The organism is Palleronia sp. LCG004, assembly GCF_032931615.1.
Taxonomy (GTDB): Bacteria; Pseudomonadota; Alphaproteobacteria; order Rhodobacterales; family Rhodobacteraceae; genus Palleronia.
Genome location: NZ_CP136759.1, coordinates 2,733,120 through 2,749,678, shown reverse-complemented (window position 1 = coordinate 2,749,678; position 16,559 = coordinate 2,733,120). Strand labels below are relative to the sequence as shown.

At 62.0% G+C, this 16,559-nt stretch carries 19 protein-coding genes; 4 read left to right on the top strand and 15 right to left on the bottom strand.

Annotated features, from left to right (window positions below):
• Positions 1-56: 56 nt before the first annotated feature.
• A complete protein-coding gene (locus tag RVY76_RS13430) occupies positions 57-2,243 on the top strand; it encodes a PBP1A family penicillin-binding protein (protein ID WP_317374651.1) in 2,187 nt (728 codons plus the stop codon).
• A gap of 57 nt (positions 2,244-2,300) precedes the next feature.
• On the opposite strand, the gene RVY76_RS13425 is transcribed toward RVY76_RS13430, so the two are convergent.
• The 5 genes from RVY76_RS13425 to rsfS all read right to left on the bottom strand — a co-directional run bounded on the left by RVY76_RS13425 (position 2,301) and on the right by rsfS (position 6,814).
• A complete protein-coding gene (locus RVY76_RS13425) occupies positions 2,301-2,774 on the bottom strand; it encodes an RNA pyrophosphohydrolase (RefSeq protein WP_317374649.1) in 474 nt (157 codons plus the stop codon).
• A gap of 2 nt (positions 2,775-2,776) precedes the next feature.
• A complete protein-coding gene (locus tag RVY76_RS13420) occupies positions 2,777-4,120 on the bottom strand; it encodes a S41 family peptidase (protein WP_317374648.1) in 1,344 nt (447 codons plus the stop codon).
• 254 nt (positions 4,121-4,374) lie between these two features.
• Positions 4,375-5,895, bottom strand: coding sequence for a 2,3-bisphosphoglycerate-independent phosphoglycerate mutase (gene gpmI / locus RVY76_RS13415; protein WP_317374647.1), 1,521 nt, complete (start codon positions 5,893-5,895; stop codon positions 4,375-4,377).
• Positions 5,896-5,964: 69 nt separating this feature from the next.
• Positions 5,965-6,435: a 23S rRNA (pseudouridine(1915)-N(3))-methyltransferase RlmH gene (rlmH, locus tag RVY76_RS13410; protein ID WP_317374646.1), complete on the bottom strand. Its 471-nt coding sequence runs from the start codon at positions 6,433-6,435 to the stop codon at positions 5,965-5,967.
• A 7-nt stretch (positions 6,436-6,442) separates the two neighbouring features.
• Positions 6,443-6,814, bottom strand: coding sequence for a ribosome silencing factor (gene rsfS, locus RVY76_RS13405; RefSeq protein ID WP_317374645.1), 372 nt, complete (start codon positions 6,812-6,814; stop codon positions 6,443-6,445).
• Positions 6,815-7,115: 301 nt separating this feature from the next.
• Here rsfS and RVY76_RS13400 point away from each other — a divergent pair, with 301 nt between their 5' ends.
• Positions 7,116-8,039: a YihY/virulence factor BrkB family protein gene (locus tag RVY76_RS13400; RefSeq protein ID WP_317374644.1), complete on the top strand. Its 924-nt coding sequence runs from the start codon at positions 7,116-7,118 to the stop codon at positions 8,037-8,039.
• On the opposite strand, the gene RVY76_RS13395 is transcribed toward RVY76_RS13400, so the two are convergent.
• Entirely contained in the window at positions 8,036-8,767 is a 732-nt protein-coding gene (locus RVY76_RS13395) for a Crp/Fnr family transcriptional regulator (RefSeq protein ID WP_317374643.1), read from the bottom strand. The genes RVY76_RS13400 and RVY76_RS13395 overlap by 4 nt on opposite strands.
• 106 nt (positions 8,768-8,873) lie before the next feature.
• Between RVY76_RS13395 and RVY76_RS13390 the strand changes: the two genes are divergently transcribed.
• Entirely contained in the window at positions 8,874-9,254 is a 381-nt protein-coding gene (locus tag RVY76_RS13390; RefSeq protein ID WP_317374642.1) for a hypothetical protein, read from the top strand.
• On the opposite strand, the gene RVY76_RS13385 is transcribed toward RVY76_RS13390, so the two are convergent.
• The 3 genes from RVY76_RS13385 to RVY76_RS13375 form a co-directional block, all read right to left on the bottom strand.
• Positions 9,211-9,597 (bottom strand): hypothetical protein, encoded by a 387-nt coding sequence (locus tag RVY76_RS13385; protein ID WP_317374641.1) that lies wholly within the window; start codon positions 9,595-9,597, stop codon positions 9,211-9,213. The two genes, RVY76_RS13390 and RVY76_RS13385, sit on opposite strands and share 44 nt — an antisense overlap.
• Positions 9,597-9,920 (bottom strand): hypothetical protein, encoded by a 324-nt coding sequence (locus tag RVY76_RS13380; protein WP_317374639.1) that lies wholly within the window; start codon positions 9,918-9,920, stop codon positions 9,597-9,599. Before RVY76_RS13380 ends, RVY76_RS13385 begins: the two co-directional genes overlap by 1 nt.
• Before the next feature lie 81 nt (positions 9,921-10,001).
• Positions 10,002-10,166 (bottom strand): hypothetical protein, encoded by a 165-nt coding sequence (locus RVY76_RS13375; protein ID WP_317374638.1) that lies wholly within the window; start codon positions 10,164-10,166, stop codon positions 10,002-10,004.
• Positions 10,167-10,268: 102 nt separating this feature from the next.
• On the opposite strand from RVY76_RS13375, the gene RVY76_RS13370 reads away from it, so the two are divergent.
• Complete coding sequence (locus RVY76_RS13370) at positions 10,269-10,868, top strand: hypothetical protein (RefSeq protein ID WP_317374637.1); 600 nt, start codon at positions 10,269-10,271, stop codon at positions 10,866-10,868.
• On the opposite strand, the gene RVY76_RS13365 is transcribed toward RVY76_RS13370, so the two are convergent.
• The 6 genes from RVY76_RS13365 to RVY76_RS13340 are packed head-to-tail and all read right to left on the bottom strand — an operon-like array spanning position 10,862 to position 16,527.
• Positions 10,862-11,578 carry a gamma-glutamyl-gamma-aminobutyrate hydrolase family protein gene (locus RVY76_RS13365; protein WP_317374636.1) on the bottom strand — a complete coding sequence of 239 codons (717 nt, stop codon included), beginning with the start codon at positions 11,576-11,578 and terminating at the stop codon, positions 10,862-10,864. The two genes, RVY76_RS13370 and RVY76_RS13365, sit on opposite strands and share 7 nt — an antisense overlap.
• Entirely contained in the window at positions 11,575-12,534 is a 960-nt protein-coding gene (locus RVY76_RS13360) for an amidoligase family protein (protein ID WP_317374634.1), read from the bottom strand. Before RVY76_RS13360 ends, RVY76_RS13365 begins: the two co-directional genes overlap by 4 nt.
• An 11-nt stretch (positions 12,535-12,545) precedes the next feature.
• The gene (locus tag RVY76_RS13355; RefSeq protein ID WP_317374633.1) at positions 12,546-14,078 is read right to left on the bottom strand and encodes a phospholipase D-like domain-containing protein; all 1,533 of its coding nucleotides are present in this window, start codon (positions 14,076-14,078) and stop codon (positions 12,546-12,548) included.
• Entirely contained in the window at positions 14,075-15,799 is a 1,725-nt protein-coding gene (locus tag RVY76_RS13350; RefSeq protein ID WP_317374632.1) for a sensor histidine kinase, read from the bottom strand. Before RVY76_RS13350 ends, RVY76_RS13355 begins: the two co-directional genes overlap by 4 nt.
• Positions 15,800-15,802: 3 nt before the next feature.
• A complete protein-coding gene (locus tag RVY76_RS13345) occupies positions 15,803-16,363 on the bottom strand; it encodes an RNA polymerase sigma factor (RefSeq protein ID WP_317374631.1) in 561 nt (186 codons plus the stop codon).
• Positions 16,363-16,527, bottom strand: a complete 165-nt coding sequence (locus RVY76_RS13340) for a NepR family anti-sigma factor (RefSeq protein WP_317374629.1) — start codon at positions 16,525-16,527, stop codon at positions 16,363-16,365. Before RVY76_RS13340 ends, RVY76_RS13345 begins: the two co-directional genes overlap by 1 nt.
• Positions 16,528-16,559: the final 32 nt, after the last annotated feature.

Genomic DNA, 16,559 nt, shown 5'->3' with positions numbered 1-16,559 from the left:
CCCACCTTAGCCGCTATGCTCTCGCGAAAGAGCAGTCAGACAAGAAGGACCGGGCCATGGCCAGCTCCGGCAAAGGCAAGCGCCCGCTCGTGGCGCATCGACGGCAGACGCGCGGCACCCCCAAGGAGACGCCCCGGAAGACCCGCACCCGGACACCCCGTGCGCGGCGACAGGGTCCGATCGGATGGGTTGCAGGCCTCATCCGGAGCGTCATGCGGCTGTTCTTCGGGCTCGTCCTGCGCGGTGTCGTGGTCGCGGCGCTGATCCTAGGGATGGCGACCTGGTATCTCTATTCAACGCTTCCGCCGGTGGGAGACCTGCTCGACGGGCGCGCGCGCGGATCGGTCACCATGCTCGATCGCGACGGAGAGGTCTTTGCCTGGCGGGGCGAGCAGTTCGGCGGCCAGATCGACGCACAGACGATCTCTCCGAACCTCAGGAACGCGATCATCTCGACCGAGGATCGCCGGTTCTACAGCCATTTCGGGGTCAGCCCGCGCGGCATCGCCGGCGCGATCCGCATCAACCTGAGCGAGGGGCGCAGCGCCTTGTCCGGGCATGGCGGGTCGACCATCACGCAGCAGACGGCCAAGCTCCTCTGCCTCGGCGTTCCCTACGATCCCGACGAATGGGAGAGCGAGGCCGCCTACGAGGAGGATTGCCGCCGCGGCTCGCTCTGGCGCAAGGCCAAAGAGGCCGTCTTCGCGCTCGCCATGGAAGCCAAGTATTCCAAGGACGAGATCCTGACGATCTATCTCAATCGCGCGTATCTCGGTGCGGGCACGCGTGGCTTCGAGGCCGCGGCCCAGCGGTATTTCGGCAAGTCGGCCAACGACGTAAGCCCAGCGGAAGCCGCGATGCTGGCAGGCCTTCTGGTGGCACCCACCCGATATGCGCCCACCAACGATATCGAGCGCAGCCAGAACCGCGCCAATGTCATCGTCGGGCTCATGGAGCGTGAGGGCTATCTCACCCAGGCCGAAGCCGATGCCGCGCGGGCCAATCCCGCCGAGCTGTCGGCCGCGGCCGAGGCACGCGCGGGGGGCTACTTCGCCGATTGGGTCATGGGCGACGCGCCCGACTTCCTGACCTCCAAGACGACCGAGGACGTGATTCTCAGCACGACCTTCGACCCCCGGATCCAGCGCGCCGCGGAATCCGCCCTGCGGGAGATCTTCGAGACGAAGGTCAGCCCCGAATCCAAGGCGCAGGCCGCAATCGTGGTGATGAGCGCCGACGGCGCCGTGCGCGCCATGGTGGGGGGGCGCAAGTTCAAGGGCGTCGCGGGGCAGTTCAATCGCGCCGTCATGGCCAACCGTCAGACGGGATCGGCCTTCAAACCGTTCGTGTTCGCCACCGCGCTCGAATTTGGGTTCACGCCCGACGACGTGGTCCTGGACGAGCCGGTCTCGTTCGAGATCCCCGGTTCCGGCGAATGGTCGCCGTCGAACTATACGCGCGATTTCGCGGGCCCGATGACCATGGCCACCGCTTTGGAGCAAAGCCGCAACGTGCCGGCCGTCAAGATATCCGAAGCCGTGGGGCGCGAGAGCGTGCGGCAGGTGGCGTCCGATTTCGGCATCACCTCGGATCTCGCGGATGGTCCGGCGCTGGCCCTCGGCGTGTCCGAATCGACATTGCTGGAAATGACGGGTGCCTATGCCGGAATCCTCAACGGAGGCACTTCGGTGCAGCCCTACGGGCTTCGGGAATTGCGGCTTCAGGCCAGTGACGAACCGCTCATCGGTCAGGCCGGCGGTCTGGGCGAGCGGGTCATCACCGAACGGGCCGCGCGCGAACTCACCTGGATGATGAACCAGGTGATCGAAAACGGCACCGGTCAGCGCGCCAAGCTTCCGGGACGCGAGGCCGCCGGCAAGACCGGCACCACGCAAGCGGCGCGCGATGCCTGGTTCCTTGGCTTCACCGCCGATTACGTGACTGGCGTCTGGATGGGCTACGACGACAACACGCCGCTGACGGGCGTGACGGGCGGCGGCCTGCCCGCCGAGATCTGGCGCGAGACCATGATCCGCGTGCATGAAGGCCTGCCTGCGCATCCGCTGCCCATGATCGTACCGCAGGGACGCACGACCGATCCGCAGATTGCAGCCCCCGCACCGCAATACGACGGTCAGGTCACCGGCGCGCAGAGCGGCGAGCCGCGCAAGATCGGACCCGCCCCGCAACCGAGCGTCGGCGACGTCATCAACGACGTGATCGGTCGGATCTTCGGAAACTGAGAGGGATCGACCCGGCCTCGAATGTTTCGCGCGCGAAACGTCGAGACCGGGTCCGGGTCAGATATTGTCGCGGAACGCCGCGAAGACGGCTTCGTAGACATCGCGTTTGAAGGGCACGATCTGCTCCAGAAGCTCGTCCGGCTGGACCCAGCTCCAGGCGCTGAATTCGGGATGATCGGTCGCAATATCGATATCGTCGTCACGACCCTTGAACCTGAACAGGAACCATTTCTGCTCCTGCCCGCGATACTTGCCACCCCAGACCTTGCCCAGAAGCTCGTCCGGGAGATCGTATCGGATCCAGTCGTCGGTCACGGCCTCGACCGTCACGAGTTCGGCGGGCACGCCAGTTTCCTCTTCAAGCTCACGAAGGGCCGCGGCACGGGGATCCTCACCGGCATCGATCCCGCCTTGCGGCATCTGCCAGGCCCCCCCGGCATGGTCGATCCGCTGGCCCGCGAAGACATGGCCGTCGGCATTGACGAGAACCACGCCCGCGCAGGGCCTGTAGGGTAGATCGGAGGCGCTCATGCTCACTGACCGTCGGTCCGCATCGCGGAGAGCCCCTTGAGGATGTCGATCGCATAGGCGAGCTGGTAATCCTCGTCGCGGAGCGCCGCGGATTCCTCGGCGGCTTCCTGTTCCTCGCGGATGATCCGCTGCTCGTCCTCGTCGAGCGAGTCGTTCTCGAGCGCGCCGCGCAGATCCGCCTCGGAGCGGCTGAAGGGCGACCGTGCGTCGTCTTCCTCCTCCTCGGAATTGGGATCGACGGGCGGCTGCTGCACCACGATGTCGGGCGAGACGCCCAGCGCCTGGATCGACCGCCCCGAAGGCGTATAGTAGCGTGCGGTCGTCAGGCGCATCGCACCCTCGCCCCTGAGCGGCATGACGGTCTGGACCGAGCCCTTGCCGAAACTCTTGGTGCCGATCACGATCGCGCGGCGATGATCCTGGAGCGCACCGGCAACGATTTCGGATGCGCTGGCCGATCCGCCATTGATGAGAACGACGATCGGCTTGCCTTCGGCAAGATCCCCCTCGGTCGCGTTGAAGCGGTCGCTGTCCTCCATCGCGCGGCCGCGCGTCGAGACGATCTCTCCCTCATCGAGGAAGGCATCGCTGACCTCGATCGCCTGGTTCAGCAACCCGCCGGGATTGTTGCGCAGGTCGATGACGAAGCCGTTGACGTTCTCCATGCCGCCCGCGGCCTCGACCTGTTCGCGAAGCTGCTCCTCGAGCTTTTCATAGGTCTGGTCGCTGAACGTGATGACGCGCAGCACGACGGTGTCGCCCTCGATCCGGGATCGCACGGCCGTGAGTTCGATCGTGTCGCGGATGATCGAGACATCGAAGGGTTCGTCGACGCCCTCGCGCACCACGGTGACCATGATCTCGGAGCCGACCGGCCCGCGCATCAGATCCACCGCGTCGTCGAGCGTCAGGCCGAGGAGCGATTCGCCATCGACATGGGTAATGAAGTCGCCCGCCATGATGCCCGCGTCGTCGGCCGGCGTGCCGTCCATCGGCGACACGACCTTGATGAAACCTTCCTCCTGCGTGACCTCGATGCCGAGGCCGCCGAATTCCCCACGGGTCTGCGTCCGCATCCGGTCCGCGTCGTCGGGCGAAAGATAGCTCGAATGCGGGTCGAGCGAGGTCAGCATCCCGTTGATCGCGGCCTCGATCAGCTCGCTCTCGTCGACCTCGGTCACGTACTGGGCGCGGATCCGTTCGAAAATGTCGCCGAAGAGGTCGAGCTGCTCGTAGACGCTCGAGCGGTTCTCGTTCTCCTGTGCGAGGAGCGGTCCCGCGATCTGCGTGGTCAGGAGAACCCCGGCCGTCACTCCGCCGATGGCGGCCATTGCGAATTTCTTCATGAGCCTCGTCCTATTCCTGCGCTGCGGCGCGGCCTGTCGCCGGATCGTCCTGCTCCCGACCGTCGGGAGCGATGCCTGCGGTCGAAGGGCCGGACATGTCGATCGATGTCGCCCGACGCACCCTTATACCCATCGTGACGCGCCAAGAACCACCCGTTTGACCCGGAAAGGCTCAAGGAGCATCACATTCTTGTCGCGATTCCGTGCCCGGACGCCCCTGGTTCGGAAAGCCTCGAAGCGGCGGCTCCGTTCGCTCATGCCTCGATCAGGCTCCGCCCGGTCATCTCCTCGGGTTGCGGCAGGCCCATGAGGTCGAGCAGCGTCGGCGCGAGATCGGCGAGCCGCCCATCCCTCAGCCGCGCATTCTCGGGGCCGCCGACGAGGATTGCCGGAACGAGGTTGAGGGTATGCGACGTATGCGGCCCGCCCGTCGCCGGATCGACCATCGTCTCGCAATTGCCGTGATCGGCGGTCACGATCATCGCTCCACCGGCTTCTCTCAATGCTTCCAGAACACGGCCAAGACCGCGATCCACCGCCTCGCAGGCCGCGATCGCCGCGTCGAGATCGCCGGTATGCCCCACCATGTCGGGATTGGCATAATTGCACACGATCAGGTCGTATCCCGCCTCGATCGCCTCGACGAAGCGGTCGGTCACCTCGACGGACGACATCTCGGGCTGCAGGTCGTAGGTCGCGACCGACGGCGATTTCGGCATCGCGCGATCCTCGCCTTCCTCCGGGTCTTCCTTGCCGCCGTTGAGAAAGAACGTGACGTGGGGATATTTCTCGGTCTCGGCCACGCGGAACTGCCTGAGACCCTGCTTCGCCACCCACTCTCCGAGCGTATTGACGAGCTTGCGCTTCGGAAAGACCGTCTTGAACCAGGCATTGTGGCGGTCGCTGTATTCCACCATGCCAAGGCGCGCGGCGAGTGCCGGACGACCATCCACATCGAAACCCGCGAAATCGGGATCGGCGATCGCCGCAAGGATCTCGCGCGCGCGGTCCGCGCGGAAGTTCAGGCAGAACAGTCCGTCATCCACTGACATCCCGCTGTAGTCGCCGATCACCGTCGCCGGGACGAATTCGTCGGTCTTGCCGGCGTCGTAGGATTGTTCGACGGCGTTCTGGGCGGTCTCGGCCCGTCCGCCCCCGGCCGCGACCATGGCGCGATAAGCCGTCTCGACCCGTTCCCAGCGATTGTCTCGGTCCATCGCATAGTATCGCCCGGTCACGGTGCCGATCCGTGCGGCGTCGGGAAGGCCTTGCTCCAGCGTCTCGAGAAAGCCTAGCGCCGATTTCGGAGCGACATCGCGCCCGTCGGTCACCACATGGATGACGACGGGCACGCCTGCATCCGCGATGATGTGGGCAGCGGACAGAATATGGTCAAGATGCCCATGGACCCCGCCATCGGACACCACACCCATGAGATGCGCGGTCCCGCCCGTCTCGGAAAGGGTCGAGATGAAGCTCTGAAGGGCCTCGTTCGACGCGAAGCTGCCATTCTCAATCGCAAGGTCGATCTGGCCGAGATCCATCGCCACGACCCGGCCTGCGCCGATATTGGTGTGGCCGACCTCGGAATTGCCCATCTGGCCCTTCGGCAGACCGACATCGGGCCCGTGCGTGACGAGACGGGCAACCGGCCCATGATCGCGGATCGCGTCGAAATTGGGCGTGTCGGCCAAGGCGGGGGCGTTGGCCTCGCGCGTGTCGCTCGCCCCCCATCCATCGAGGATGCAAAGGACGACCGGTTTCGGTGCGGGCATCTGGAAGGACCTTTCCACGGCGTTCGTTCTGCCGGACCCTAACGCCGCAGATCGCAGTGTCAAAGCGTCCTAGTCCCGATGATAGGGAGATCCCGACAGGATCGATGCCGCGCGGTAGAGCTGTTCGGTCAGCATCACACGGGCGAGCATGTGGGGCCACACCATGCGCCCGAGAGAGAGAAGCTGATCGGCGCCATCGCGAAATTCGGGATGCAGGCCGTCGGCACCTCCTATGACGAACGCGGCCGATGGCCGCCCTTCATCGCGCCAGCGCGAGATCGTCTGGGCAAGATCGGGTGATGTGAGGTTCTTGCCGCGTTCGTCCAGTGCGCAGATCAACGCGCCGTCCGGAACGGCGCGGCGCAGCGCATCGGCTTCGGCTGCGGCACCCTGAGCCTTGCGGGTATCGATCTCGATTTCATGCAAAGGGCCGAGAGACAACGGGCGACCGGTGCGGTCGAAACGGCCGCTATAATCGTCGATCAGGGCGCGCTCGGGGCCGGACCTGATCCGGCCCATCGCGACGATGTGGATCTTCACGTCGGACTCAGGCGCGCTTCGACGCCTCGTCGGATGAAAGCCACATCTTTTCGAGCTGGTAGAATTCGCGCACTTCGGGTCGGAAGACATGGACGATCACGTCGCCCGTATCGATCAGAACCCAGTCGCCGCCATCCTTCCCTTCAATCTTGGACGACCGACCGTGATCCTGTTTGAGCCTGTCGACGAGCTTCTCGCTGATCGCGGCGACCTGACGGGACGAACGCCCCGAGCAAATGATCATGAAATCGGCCATCTCGGACTTGCCGCGGAGGTCGATCTGTACGACGTCTTCGGCCTTGTCGTCGTCCAGTGATGCAAGGATATGCGCGAGAAGCGTCTCGGGCTCGAGCGCGGTTCGGTCGATCCGCGACGTCATGTGCGAATCCGATATGGCGGATGCGGCCACATTCTGGATGAGAGACAGGACATTGTCCTCCTTGACGATGCGCCGTCATGCCACGACGCGGGCATGGAACCAAAATAGGCATTCATGACACCGATGCCAACCGTCAAGAATGCGGTCCGCCGAGCGGATCGTTTACCTCCCGCCCGCGTCGAAAATGCATCGCCCTGTGCAAAACTTCGCCCGAGGACCAAATCGGGGTCGTTCCGCGCTAGACTGTCTTTCGTAGGCGCGTCCATCCGGCCGTCGCCATGCCGTGGAAAGGAACGGGCTGATGGCAACGATCCTCGGGCCGCGGTTGGATTGGAAGGTGTGGTGGCGCGCGATCAGGGGCGTGGTGCTGGGCCTCAACGACAACAATCTCGCGCTGATCTCGGCGGGCGTCGCCTTTTACGGAATGCTTGCGATCTTTCCGACGGTTGCGGCGATCATCGCCATCTGGGGCTTCGTCGCCAATCCAGTAGAGGTTGCCGACCAGCTCGACCTGCTGAGGGGATTTCTGCCGAACGATGCATTCTCAATCCTCGAAACGCAGGTCACCTCGCTCATCAACGCGAATTCAAGCACGCTCGGCTGGACTACGATCATATCGCTCGCAACGGCCCTCTGGTCCTCCCGGGCCGGGGTCGCGGCGCTTATTCGCGGGTTGAACGCGATTTACGGAGAGAAGAACCGCGCTGGCGTGCGGCAGATCGCCGCGGCATTCGGTGTGACCTTCCTGCTGATCGGCGTTGCGCTGATCGCGCTGATTTGTGTCGTCATACTTCCGATCGTCCTCGCCATCCTACCGCTCGGGCCCATAACCGTGCTGCTTCTGGCATCGGTCCGCTGGCTCGTCGCGATCCTCGTCGTAGTGGCGGCGCTGGGGGTAATCTATCGCTTCGGGCCGAACCGCAGGTGGGCCCGAACCGGTTGGCTGACCCCCGGAGCGATCGTCGCAATCGTGATCTGGGGCCTGATTTCGTATGGCTTTTCCTACTACATCGGGAATTTCGGAAACTACAATCGGGTCTACGGAGCGCTCGGGGCGGTAATCGCCTTGCTCATGTGGCTTTACCTCAGCGCATTTTCGGTCCTTCTCGGAGCTTCGCTCAACGCCGAACTCGAGCTCCGCTCGCGCGACGACAGTACGGTAGGACGCGAACGCCCTCCGGGGGCGCGCGAGGCGGTCGTCGCCGACCGGATCCTCGATGATTAAAGCAGTGGACGAGGCTTCGACGATGCGCTGTCGTCCATCATCGCAATCTCGCGCAACGTCTCGCGATCGTTGATCCGCAGCAAGCCTTCTGACCAGGTCGCAAGGTTCCGCTCGCGCAATTTGGCTAGCGTCTTGTTGGTATGGACCAGCGAAAGACCCAGCGCGTCTGCCAGATCCTGCTGCCGGAAAGGAAAGGTCAGGATGCCGTTCTCGACGAGCCTCAGCTCGCGCGCACGGTCATGGATATGGACGAGCGCCCAGGAAATCCGCTCGAGCGCAGACCGCTGACCGACCGTCGTCAGAGCTTCTCCAAGGAAGTGCTCTTCCTTGCAGACGAGCCACGTCAGATCGAAGCCACGTTCGGGGTGCGCACGGAAGAGCTTCCAAAGTTCGGAACGTCGAAAGACGCACAAGGTCATCTCTGTCGTGGCTTCGACGGAGTAGCTGAGCCCGTCAAGAAGCGCGCCCTGAACCCCGACCAGATCGCCCGGCATGATGAAGTTCGTCACCTGCCGACGACCGTCCGAAAGCGTCTTGTAACGCAGCCCCATGCCACGCAGGACGGTGAACAATTGCGGGCTTTTCGATTGCTCGATCATGATAGGAGTGCCCGCTGCCACGTCGAGCTCACCGGCCTTGAACTGGGAGATGAATGCAAGCTCGTCCTCCCTAAGGTTCTCGAAGCAGGGCATTGCGCGCAGGGGGCAGTCCCGACAATCTGTAGCCATACGAAAATCCTTGGGCGCCATGTCACAGTTTAATCGAGGCGGTTGCCAAATCTGCTATCCGGCATATACGGCGATCGCTTCTCGATGTGTTCAAAGATTTAGGCCGATGACACGCATTCTCATTGTCGAAAAGTCTCCGTTCGTCGCAACGGATATTCACGAGACGGTGGAAACCGAATTTCCGGGTCTCGACGCCGTCACGGTCGGTTCGATCGAGGCTGCTGAGGAGGTTCTCTCCAAACCGGACCATATCGAGCTCTGCATCGTGTCAGGGACAACGACGCGCGAGCGCATGATGCGGCTCGCGCGTGCGCTTGACGAACGCGGCGTGGGGAGCGTGACCATTTCCGACGAAGAGGTGGAGAGCTCAATCTTTCCGCAGCCGAGCGTCCACATCACCCGGCCTTTTACCTCGGACATGTTGATTGCCGCCTTGCGGCAGGTCAGTTCCGACGACCGAATGCGCGGGCGGCGGTCAATCCGATGACAAAAGCCTGGGCGATGCTTGCAGTGGTCATTACGGTAGACGGCCCTCTGGGCGGAACGGTCCCGATCGTCGGATCTGCCATGGCTGCAGCCTGATGTCGGGGTACGATGCGCGGCGGTATCCGGGCGATGACCAGCACAATCAATCCTAGGACGAAGAACGCTCCACCCACGATAAGGTTCGCATTCATCGCGCCATAGCTGTCGGCAAGAGAAATCCAGATAGCCGCGCCGAAGAAGATGACGCCAATCAAGATCAGAATCGTGCCAAGCGTGCCGTAAACGGCCCGCCTGGCAAACATCTTCGCGGTAAGCTGCGCGCGGAGGATGTAGTTCGCGAACATCAGCGGCGGGTCATAAAGCCGACAATGACACCTACCAGCGCGGCAATGCCAAGTGCGGTAGTCGGGTTCTGCTGAACGTATGCCTCGACCTCGTCCATCTTTTCTTCGGCATGTCCGCGCATTTCGTTCGCACGATGTTCAGCATCGGCTCGGACGGAGTTCACCCTACGACGCGCCTCATCAGCATAGGTACGCCCCTTGGCACGACCCATCTCCGAGATGGTCTCCGTCAGGCGGGCAATATCGGTCTTCAGGAGCTCGATCTGACGCGACAGGTCCTCGGTCGAGGGATTCGGGGAATTCGGCTTCGTTGTCTCAACCATCTGGGTTCCTTTCAGTCGCGATGTCTCAGACCGGACAATCTCCGGCAGGGTCAAAAAGTTCCGGGCAAGATGGCCGTCTGGTCAGTCCATCTTGGCGACACGTTCGTCGCCATCTATGGCAAGACTCGACGGCAATACGTCGTTCTTCCGCTTACCTTCTACGCGCTGCTTGCTGACAAGCGCGAATACAAGAAAAGCCAACATAGTGAACAGGGCCAGCAACGGGATAAGCCATGCGAAATCCATCGACGCAACTCCTCTACGACACGACCTAACGGATTTGGACCAGCAGGGTTCCGGAACCTGTAGCAGAGATTCGGGTTTCGCCAATTGAAGAGGAGATATTCGATGGCATGGTCCGCACGTAGACTACTCGAAGCCAAAGCTCAGACCGAAGAGGCCGCCTTTCCAGTCCGTCAGCTCTATTTCATGCCGGAAACATGGAAGCTTAGATACGCGATCCTCGATCTTGGGGGATGGTTTCACGCCGACGAGGTCTTGGTCAGCGTGGACCGTTTCGGATTGCCCACCGAGGATGGATGGCCCCTCGCCATGGCCCGGGAAGAGCTCGACAGTGCACCCAAGGTAGAGGATACCGGAAGCGATACCACGTCCCTGCCCCCACTTATTGTGGGTCCTTTCGGCAATACGTTCTCGCCGTTGATGTTCGCGGCGGTCCAAGCCGACATGACGATCCCCGACGAAACCGCTGCGGACGACCAGGCCCATTCTCCGGACGGGTCCGGGCGCGTCCTTTACATGGAGAAGGTGACGGAATGGCTTGGGATAGATGCCTTCGGTGATGCCGGATCCCTTGGCCGGATCGAAGACCTCGAACTGGATGACACCCTGACCTTCACTCATGCCCTTCTCGACGATGGATCCAGGATCGACCTGTCCCGCTATCGTCGGACGGCGGATCAGGGCCACGCCCTGTTCGATCAGTAGGGCGCGTCGCGTTCTACCGCTTCGATCTGATCGCGCCGCTCCGTTGCGGCGCGTGCGGCATTGACCAGCGCGCGAAAGATCGCACGCTGACGATGTGCGTAAAACAGATGTTCGGGGTGCCACTGAATTCCGAGCGCGAACGGTGCCTCTATCCTTTCGATCGACTGGATCATCCCACCGGAATCACGCGCGGCCACTCTGAGACCTCGGCCGAGCGTCGAGACAGATTGGGAATGCAACGCGTTGACCCGCATCGGTGCGGTCCCTGCCTGACGTGCAAGCAGCGTGCCGGGCAGGATGTCGATCCGCTTCTTCGGAAGAATGGTCCAGTGCCGATCGCTCTTCTCGTAGGTCGCGTACGCATCCTGCTCAAGCCGCCCGCCCAGCGCGACATTGATCATCTGCGAGCCGCGACAGATCCCGAGGACCGGCATCCGGCGTTCCAGCGCATGGGTGACGAGCGACCTCTCCATGGCATCGCGATCCGGGTCGAAATGTGCTGACGACACGATCTGACCACCGTAGAGGTCAGGTGAGATGTCGTCTCCCCCGCCGATGATGATGCCGTCGACATCGTCAAGATCGGCCGGCTTGCCCGCCACCCAGCGCAAGCCCCTGCCGCCGGCGAGCCATAGATTGAAGGCAACGAGCGGAAAGATCCGCCAGCCCGACTTTCGTGAGGTCGTCACGCCGATGAGTGGTCGCCTCATGGGAAGACCCCAGAGGACCGGATGACGTCTCCGGAGGTACTGGCCCACCCCCCTGGAACGTGCAGATGTCTGCGATAATCCCGCCACGCTTCCCGGAGCGATCCAAGCAGCTCGTGATCTGCTGCCACGCGTTCAACAGCACACCATCGGCTCCATTCAAGGGAGATCGACCAGTCGGGATCGTCGATCCGGCAATCTGGGAGACGGTAATGCCAAGCCGGGCGTGCCGATTTTTGCGCCATCTCGGGTACTGCATCGACGACGGCATCTTCGTCCAGATGTTTCAGGATCGGAAGTAGATCCAGGGCATGGTTCCGGCTTGGGGCATGTTCAAGGTACACCTTCAGCAGGTCGTCGATGGACCATCCATCCGCCTCTGGCGAGGCGAGCGCATCGACGAGATCCGCTGGATAAGGATTTACGAAGGGCAGGATGCGCCGCGCGGGGTCGATCCCCATTTCGGATCGTAGCCAATCCTCGATAAGGGCGAACGCCTGCACGACGGGGAGAATGTCCGAGATGTTCGTCCCGGTCAACGCGACATTGAGATGAACGCCGAAGCCGAGCGCGATGCCGTTCTGAGTTCCGATCGCACCGGCCCCTGCAAGCGCCGCGTTGAGGCGTTCGAGATCCGCGAACCTGGCAGGACGGAGCGGCTCGGTGATGTATTCGACCGGAATGACCGCACGCCCGATGTCGAGCCCGATGCGCTTTGCCCCTGAATCCGACCAGTCCCGCAGCGCCGTATCGAGAAGGACCTCTATACGGCCGAGCGCAGTTTGCTCGATCTCCCATTCGTAATCGGAGGTCTGGTTCGGCGTTCCGCCAAGCGTTTGGGCCACGAGATGCGCGACATCCCTTTCGGTCATACCAGCGAATTCCACCTCGATCCCGACCCTGCGAAGGAGGCCGTCGCGTGTTTCATACTCGCTCAGGCGATTCTGCTGACCGCTCATGGCACCTCCTCTCAGACGAGTTCGTCGGGGATGCCGGGCAGATAGGTTCCGAATTCGCGAGCGACCTCTACATCATAAGGCAGGAGATACGTCTCGCGGTTCTCCGGCTGCCGCACCGCGTCGATTTCAGCAAGGTCGCGGATCTGCGGTACGAGAGGGGCATCAAAGTCGGGCTGACGGTCCCGACACCAGTGGCCCAGCGCCCGGCCAAGTGCGTGTCTTGCAAATTCCTCGTCCTCGACGAGCACTCCAGCCTCGGTATCCCAGTGCAGCGAGCGGCTGTTCATGTTGGCCGAAGAAACAAGCACCGATCGCCGGTCGAAGATAGCGAGTTTCGCGTGGACATAGATCAAAGGCGACCCATGAAAGCATGCGCGTGTATCGCGTTTGTCGAGCGGCGCTTCGCGGGGCTGGGCGGGTGATGCGAAGAAGGCGCGGCCCCCGAACGCCTCATTCACCTTGTCGACGCAAGCGGCCTGGAGATATTCGCCGAACCGCGCATCTACCTTCGTGCGATTGTCGAAGGCTACGTCTTCGGGCGCGGCAGGGAGGATGAAGAGCACCTCGAGATCGGGATCGGCCCGCCCGGCCTCGGCGATAATCTCCGCGAGCGCTTGATCGCGGAAGAACTGCGTCTCGAAATACAGGAGCTTTCGTGCGCTTCTGACCCCTTCGACCAGTGCGTCGTTTAACCCGGAGCAAGTCGGTTCGGGCCCGAAGGCAACGACTGGATCCTCGCGTCCGACCGACATCGTCAGCCGCAATCCGTCACGCTGTTCGGGTGGGGGGGCCTTTGCGCGACTGGCTTCCGAGAAACGCCTGAGATGGGCCTCGGCTGCCTCGGCGACGGGACCTTCGATCATGAGCTGGATGTCGTGCCACGTCTCTTCGCCCGGGCGATGGTGACGAGGTGTATCATAGCGACGCGGATTGAGGTCGAGACCGCCGATATAGAGGATCCGACCATCGATCACGGCAAGTTTTTGATGGTGAGATACGGGATGCAGAGGAAACGGTCCCCCCGCATACTGCTCTACGAAACCGTCGTCGTTGAGCTTCAGCCACGAAGTAAGGCCCGGCAAGTCCCGGAAACGCGCATGGCGAATTGCCGGATCAAGGTCATTCAGGATCTCGCGGATCTCGGTAAGTTCGCTGCGGACGCGGGGCCAGAGCATGCTCGCGGTCATCCATCCGACACGCGCAGGGTGCATGTCCGCGCGGACCTGCAGGCGCTTGCCCGCATCGCCCGCAAGCTCGGCGATCGCACAGGTCTTGCGAATCGAGGCCCATGTCAACTCATGCATCTCGGGCGAAACGATCGGATCGAAGTCCGACAAGGTCAGATCGATATCGATCCCCTTGCGGAGCAAATGAACCATGAAGTCGACCCAATCATCACCGATCTCGCACGCTTCTTCGGACCTCAGCTTGGTCATCGGATCGAAGATCCGGAAGCCCATCACGATGCGATCCGACGCGCCAAGAGCCGCACGCTCGAACGCCGGATAGGCTTCCTCAGCTGTCAGAAGCAGTTGCGGCGTCATAATTCATCCGTGAAATTGCTGGTCCGGAAACTCAACGTGACGGCATAAAGATCGTCGCTTCGATGAATTTCGATCTCTCCGTCAAGCTGCATCACGAAAGCGGTCATGAGCTGGCTTCCAAGACCCGAGGACATGCCGTCTGCTTCCTCGTTCACGGGCCGGCCGAGCGAGTTCGCGCATCTCACGTCGACGACCCCGTCGGTTTCGGTAAGCTTGAGTTCGATCCAAGGGCTGTCGGATCCTTCCGGCGTGCCGACATATTTCAATGCATTGGTGAGCGCTTCCGTAACAAGGAGCGAAAGCGGTACTGCCTGATCGGGGTAGAGCGCAACATGATCGACATCTATGGCGAAATCGACACCCTGATTGGCAAGATCGGACATGTCCGCGATCTGGTCGACAAGGTCCGATATCAGCTGGGCACTGTCGACACGCGACAGCACGTCCGCACGATAGAGATTACGATGGATCGTCGCGAGACCGAGAACGCGATCCTGGAGTCGTCGAAGCAGCGCCTTGATCTCGCTGGAGTTCGTTTTCCGCATCTGCATGTTCATCATCGAGGAGATGAGTTGCAGATTGTTCTTTACGCGGTGATGGACCTCCTTCAGCAGTACGTCCTTCTCATGCAGGCTGTTTTCCAGATCGGCCTCGTCTCTCACGATCCGTTCGGTCAACTGCTCGAAGGACTCGACGACCTCACGCAATTCGCTGGGCAGGGATCCAGGGTCCGGATACGGCAGAATTCGCCGGGTTGTGGTGAAGGCGCGGATCCTGAGACGCAAACGCCTAATGTGGCGCACGACGAGACGATGCACCGCGAAATACGCAACCCCGATACTGACGAGCCACATGAGAAGCGGAAAGAGGATAGCACTTGCCGCGGTCAGACCACCCGTTCGCACGGCCGAGGCACGCCAGATCGACAGCGCGTAGATCTCGTTCGGGATCATCGGCGCAATCGTGTAGATCACCTGTTCCCCCGAATGAGAGGTCGCCTGGAAATCCAAGGGCTCGTCGCCGAGAAGGTCGACGATGGCCCGGTCATTCGGCAGAAAGGTTTCGAGATCGGAAATCGCATCGGACTTCAGAAGGCTGAGCACATCCCCCGATCGGGATAGCGTCATCGTCCCGAGAGGCTGGATCGCATTCCGCTCTTCGGGCTGCAGACGCAGCGGCTGCTGAGGCACCGAAAGTGCGACATACCCGACTGTCTCCCCGCCGACACTGACCGGCTGGATAACGCTGACAACAGGTCGACGACTGATGACGCCATTAACCGACGCAAAGAATGTCGTCCGCTCCTCCAGAAAACGCTGCCAGATCGGGAGTTGGGAAATATCGGTGCCGACACCCGACGATCCACAGGTGACGATCCCGCCTGCATTGATATAGCCAGCGAAGGAAATGTTGGCAAAACGCTCGGCGAAGTCGTCCATCCGCAGCGAGCAATCGTCAACGTCATCGACAATCGATGGCAGGAGATCCGCGGCGATCTCGGCTGCGCCGCGTAGTTGAACGAGCGCTTCACGTTCCTCGTTGACGGCGTTGATCGTCGCTCCGATCAAAGCCGACCGCGCCACCGTGTTGGCATTGTCGATAACGCGATAGGTCTGAACCATTGCGATGACGCCGATCGGAAGGAGCGCCAACCCCAGGAGCGCGACGAGGCGTATGTCGAGCCGGTCGAGACCGTCGATTCCTCGTCCACCCGGCAGCATGCGTCAGCTCTGCCGGGAGGAAGAGGTCGAAATCACCGAGTCGTTCGTGGTGTCGCGGATGACCGGATCCTCGTTCGGATCGAGACCCATGAGTTCGGCAAGCTTCCGGCGACCGCGGTTTGCGCGGCTCTTGATCGTGCCGACCGCGACGCCGCACATGTCCGCCGCCTCTTCGTAGGCAAAGCCAGAAGCACCAACCAGCATAAGAGCCTCACGCTGCTCGTCGGGAAGCTTCTCGAATGCCTTCCGGAAATCATTCATCGCAAGGCGGCCATCATGATGCGGCTTTTCAGACAACCCGGCTGCCATGATCCCGTCGACATCTGCGACTTCACGCTTTGCCTTCCGGCGGATCGAATAGAAAGCGTTTCGCTGGATCGTAAAGAGCCAAGCCCTGAGGTTCGTGCCGGGCTGGAACTTGTCCATGTTCTTCCAAGCCTTCTCGATCGTGTCCTGAACAAGATCGTCGGCAGCCGCAGAGTTGCGCGTCAGCGACATTGCGAATGCGCGAAGCGCGCCCAGATGATCGACCAGCTCGTCGCGCGGGTCTCTGACTTCATTCATCAACTGCGTTCCTGCGGCTCGTTGCCATTATCGGCTGACTTAAGGTCGTCGAGCAGCTTTTTGAACCTGTCCGGAATTTCCCTGGAGCTGTCCTGCTGATACACGCGGCGCAGATTCTCGTCGATCTGGCGCTTGACATTGGACGTTTTCTTCTCGGATGTCATGAGTTAACAAGATGCCTGCTGGTCTGGTGAAT

What these genes read in the sequence shown, in the direction of transcription:
- RVY76_RS13365 (WP_317374636.1), bottom strand. Translation starts at nt 11,578, where the DNA reads ATGAGGCGACCACTCATCGGCGTGACGACCTCACGAAAGTCGGGCTGG.
- gpmI (WP_317374647.1), bottom strand. Translation starts at nt 5,895, where the DNA reads ATGCCCGCACCGAAACCGGTCGTCCTTTGCATCCTCGATGGATGGGGG.
- RVY76_RS13385 (WP_317374641.1), bottom strand. Translation starts at nt 9,597, where the DNA reads ATGTTCGCGAACTACATCCTCCGCGCGCAGCTTACCGCGAAGATGTTT.
- RVY76_RS13370 (WP_317374637.1), top strand. Translation starts at nt 10,269, where the DNA reads ATGGCATGGTCCGCACGTAGACTACTCGAAGCCAAAGCTCAGACCGAA.
- RVY76_RS13340 (WP_317374629.1), bottom strand. Translation starts at nt 16,527, where the DNA reads ATGACATCCGAGAAGAAAACGTCCAATGTCAAGCGCCAGATCGACGAG.
- RVY76_RS13355 (WP_317374633.1), bottom strand. Translation starts at nt 14,078, where the DNA reads ATGACGCCGCAACTGCTTCTGACAGCTGAGGAAGCCTATCCGGCGTTC.
- RVY76_RS13420 (WP_317374648.1), bottom strand. Translation starts at nt 4,120, where the DNA reads ATGAAGAAATTCGCAATGGCCGCCATCGGCGGAGTGACGGCCGGGGTT.
- RVY76_RS13430 (WP_317374651.1), top strand. Translation starts at nt 57, where the DNA reads ATGGCCAGCTCCGGCAAAGGCAAGCGCCCGCTCGTGGCGCATCGACGG.
- RVY76_RS13390 (WP_317374642.1), top strand. Translation starts at nt 8,874, where the DNA reads ATGACACGCATTCTCATTGTCGAAAAGTCTCCGTTCGTCGCAACGGAT.
- RVY76_RS13350 (WP_317374632.1), bottom strand. Translation starts at nt 15,799, where the DNA reads ATGCTGCCGGGTGGACGAGGAATCGACGGTCTCGACCGGCTCGACATA.
- RVY76_RS13395 (WP_317374643.1), bottom strand. Translation starts at nt 8,767, where the DNA reads ATGGCTACAGATTGTCGGGACTGCCCCCTGCGCGCAATGCCCTGCTTC.
- RVY76_RS13360 (WP_317374634.1), bottom strand. Translation starts at nt 12,534, where the DNA reads ATGAGCGGTCAGCAGAATCGCCTGAGCGAGTATGAAACACGCGACGGC.
- RVY76_RS13345 (WP_317374631.1), bottom strand. Translation starts at nt 16,363, where the DNA reads ATGAATGAAGTCAGAGACCCGCGCGACGAGCTGGTCGATCATCTGGGC.
- rsfS (WP_317374645.1), bottom strand. Translation starts at nt 6,814, where the DNA reads ATGACGTCGCGGATCGACCGAACCGCGCTCGAGCCCGAGACGCTTCTC.
- RVY76_RS13400 (WP_317374644.1), top strand. Translation starts at nt 7,116, where the DNA reads ATGGCAACGATCCTCGGGCCGCGGTTGGATTGGAAGGTGTGGTGGCGC.
- RVY76_RS13375 (WP_317374638.1), bottom strand. Translation starts at nt 10,166, where the DNA reads ATGGATTTCGCATGGCTTATCCCGTTGCTGGCCCTGTTCACTATGTTG.
- RVY76_RS13425 (WP_317374649.1), bottom strand. Translation starts at nt 2,774, where the DNA reads ATGAGCGCCTCCGATCTACCCTACAGGCCCTGCGCGGGCGTGGTTCTC.
- RVY76_RS13380 (WP_317374639.1), bottom strand. Translation starts at nt 9,920, where the DNA reads ATGGTTGAGACAACGAAGCCGAATTCCCCGAATCCCTCGACCGAGGAC.